Source organism: Bacteroides sp. NSJ-48, assembly GCF_014287405.1.
Taxonomy (GTDB): Bacteria; Bacteroidota; Bacteroidia; order Bacteroidales; family Bacteroidaceae; genus Bacteroides; species Bacteroides stercoris.
The window spans coordinates 1-2,829 of the sequence record NZ_JACOOD010000093.1 but is presented as its reverse complement, the minus strand read 5'-3'; the positions used below and the strand labels follow the sequence as shown (position 1 = coordinate 2,829).

Genomic DNA, 2,829 nt, shown 5'->3' with positions numbered 1-2,829 from the left:
CGGATAGAATTATGTGAGAAAGCACCGAAAAATGGCAATAAGAATGGCATATGAAGTGGTCATGTCCTATCATCTTCATATGCCATCTTATTTTTTAGGGACATTTACTGAATATCCCTTTTTAGGAATACAGTTGTTCTTACAGCCTTAGCCTTCTATGTTTTGTATTTCAACCTCTTTCACTTTACGGAAGAGATCGGAAGCAAAAATGAAATTATTCAAACGCTCATTGGTAGATGTAAAAATATCGTTTTTGCTGCCTTCCCATTCTTTATGCCCTTCATAAATGTAGATAATTTTTTCTCCGATACCCATTACAGAGTTCATGTCATGGGTATTGATGAGGGTGGTCATATTGTACTCACGGGTAATGTCCTGTATCAGTTCATCAATGACGAGCGAGGTCTTGGGGTCCAAGCCGGAATTGGGTTCATCGCAGAACAGATATTGAGGGTTCAAGGCAATGGCGCGTGCGATGGCAACGCGTTTTTGCATACCACCACTGATTTCACCGGGGAATTTATCTTTCGCTTCAACAAGGTTTACGCGTTCCAGGCAAAACATGGCACGGCGCGTGCGGTCGCGCAAGGTATCCGAGCTGAACATGTTGAGGGGGAACATAACGTTGTCCAGCACCGTCATCGAGTCGAACAGGGCAGCACTTTGGAATATCATCCCCATTTCGCGGCGCAGGGCTTTCTTCTCTTTCTTTCCCATGGTAAGGAAATTGCGGTGGTCGTATAGTAATTCACCTTTTTCGGGTGTCAGCAGGCCTACGATACATTTCATCAGTACGGTTTTTCCGGAACCGCTCTGGCCAATAATAAGATTGGTCTTTCCGTTTTCGAATGTGGCATTGATATCCGTCAGTACCTCTTTCTCTTCAAATGACTTGCAAAGTCCTTTCAGTTCAATCATTCTTACTTAGTTTTGAATTTAGAATCAACTTGTCAGCCCATTAGCAACTGGGTCAGTATGAGATCGGCAAACAGAATCAGTACACTGCTGCATACCACTGAATCTGTAGATGCTTTACCTACCTCGATAGACCCTCCTTCGACCGAATAACCGAAGAATGCCGATACGCTGGCAATGATAAAGGCAAAAAACAGAGACTTGATGATGCCGCACCAGATAAACCATTCTACAAACATGTATTGCAGACCGTATTCCAAATCTACGGCCGACATGATGCCGCCGAACCAGCATGTACAAAAAGCACCGATGATGCCGGCGAATATACTGAACGTTACCATAAGAGGAATGGTTGACACCATTGCCGCTATCTTAGGTAATATCAGGTAATTGGCAGAGTTGACACCCATAATCTCAAGAGCGTCTATTTGCTGGGTAACCCGCATCGTTCCAAGTTCGGAAGCGATGTTCGAGCCTACTTTGCCTGCCAATATCAGACACATGATGGAGGACGAGAACTCCAGCAACATAATTTCGCGGGTGACATACCCCACCGTCCAGCGTGGCATGAAAGGGCTTTCTATGTTCAGTTTGATTTGTATGGTAATAACGGCTCCGATAAAAAATGATATTAGCAATACGATGCCGATGGAGTTTACGCCCAGTTGTTCTATCTCATTGATGTATTGGCGGAAGAACATACGCATGCGTTCCGGACGGGCAAAAACACGACCCATTAATATGATGTATCTTCCTACTGTTCTAAGTGCTTTAATCATGACTCGTAAGTATTTGTCTGCAAATGTACACTATTTCAGCTTATTTTTGCTACATTTGCGCCAGTTTCACCACAGATTACGCCGAATGGCACAGTATTTTTGCTGAAACCAGGATGAAGACGATTGTAATCTGGAGGAGAAACGGCAGTATTGAGGACTGATAGTAATCTGTATATATAATTGTGGTGACATAGCGTTATGGAAGAAGAAAGCAAAATGGTGCTCCGGACAGAGGATTTGGTGAAGAAGTACGGAAAGCGTACAGTAGTCAGCCATGTCTCTATCAACGTAAAGCAGGGAGAAATTGTGGGATTGCTGGGGCCGAACGGTGCCGGTAAGACTACTTCGTTCTATATGACCGTAGGATTGATAACTCCCAATGAAGGACGCATCTTTTTGGATGATTTGGATATAACAAAATACCCTGTATACAAACGGGCGCAGACTGGTATCGGTTATTTGGCGCAGGAAGCATCGGTGTTTCGCCAGATGAGTGTGGAAGATAATATTGCGGCTGTGTTGGAAATGACAGACAAGCCTTTGGACTATCAGAAAGATAAGTTGGAAAGTCTGATTGCAGAGTTCCGTCTGCAAAAGGTCCGTAAGAATAAAGGCAACCAGTTATCCGGTGGCGAGCGCCGTCGTACGGAGATTGCCCGTTGCTTGGCCATCGATCCGAAGTTCATTATGCTGGACGAGCCGTTTGCCGGAGTAGACCCTATTGCGGTGGAAGATATTCAGCAGATTGTCTGGAAGTTGAAAGACCGGAATATCGGTATTCTGATAACCGACCACAATGTGCAGGAAACCTTGAGCATTACCGACCGTGCTTATCTGCTGTTTGAAGGAAAAATCCTGTTTCAAGGTACGCCCGAAGAGCTTGCCGAGAATAAGATTGTACGCGAAAAGTATTTGAGTAACAGTTTTGTGCTTCGCCGCAAGGACTTTATGGTGTAGAGCCGGTTTTTGCAGCAGCATATAACAATAAAAAAAGACCGTCCGAGACGGTCTTTTTTTAGGGACATTCATTAAATATTACAAAATTAGCCAACTAATTCATACACAAATTATTGCGAATTAGTTGGCTTTTTTGTATCTTTAGGTATTCCCCCGAAAACAAGGTTTGACGGCCAAA

The 2,829-nt window shown here is 43.9% G+C and carries 3 protein-coding genes; 1 reads left to right on the top strand and 2 read right to left on the bottom strand.

Features of this window, described 5'->3' with window-relative positions; genetic code table 11:
• Positions 1-147: 147 nt before the first annotated feature.
• Both H8S52_RS19510 and H8S52_RS19505 read right to left on the bottom strand, forming a co-directional pair.
• Positions 148-918: an ABC transporter ATP-binding protein gene (locus H8S52_RS19510; protein WP_117907646.1), complete on the bottom strand. Its 771-nt coding sequence runs from the start codon at positions 916-918 to the stop codon at positions 148-150.
• Positions 919-950: 32 nt separating this feature from the next.
• Positions 951-1,694 carry an ABC transporter permease gene (locus H8S52_RS19505; protein ID WP_005658388.1) on the bottom strand — a complete coding sequence of 248 codons (744 nt, stop codon included), beginning with the start codon at positions 1,692-1,694 and terminating at the stop codon, positions 951-953.
• Between the two features lie 198 nt (positions 1,695-1,892).
• On the opposite strand from H8S52_RS19505, the gene lptB reads away from it, so the two are divergent.
• Complete coding sequence (lptB, locus tag H8S52_RS19500) at positions 1,893-2,651, top strand: LPS export ABC transporter ATP-binding protein (protein WP_004288278.1); 759 nt, start codon at positions 1,893-1,895, stop codon at positions 2,649-2,651.
• Positions 2,652-2,829: the final 178 nt, after the last annotated feature.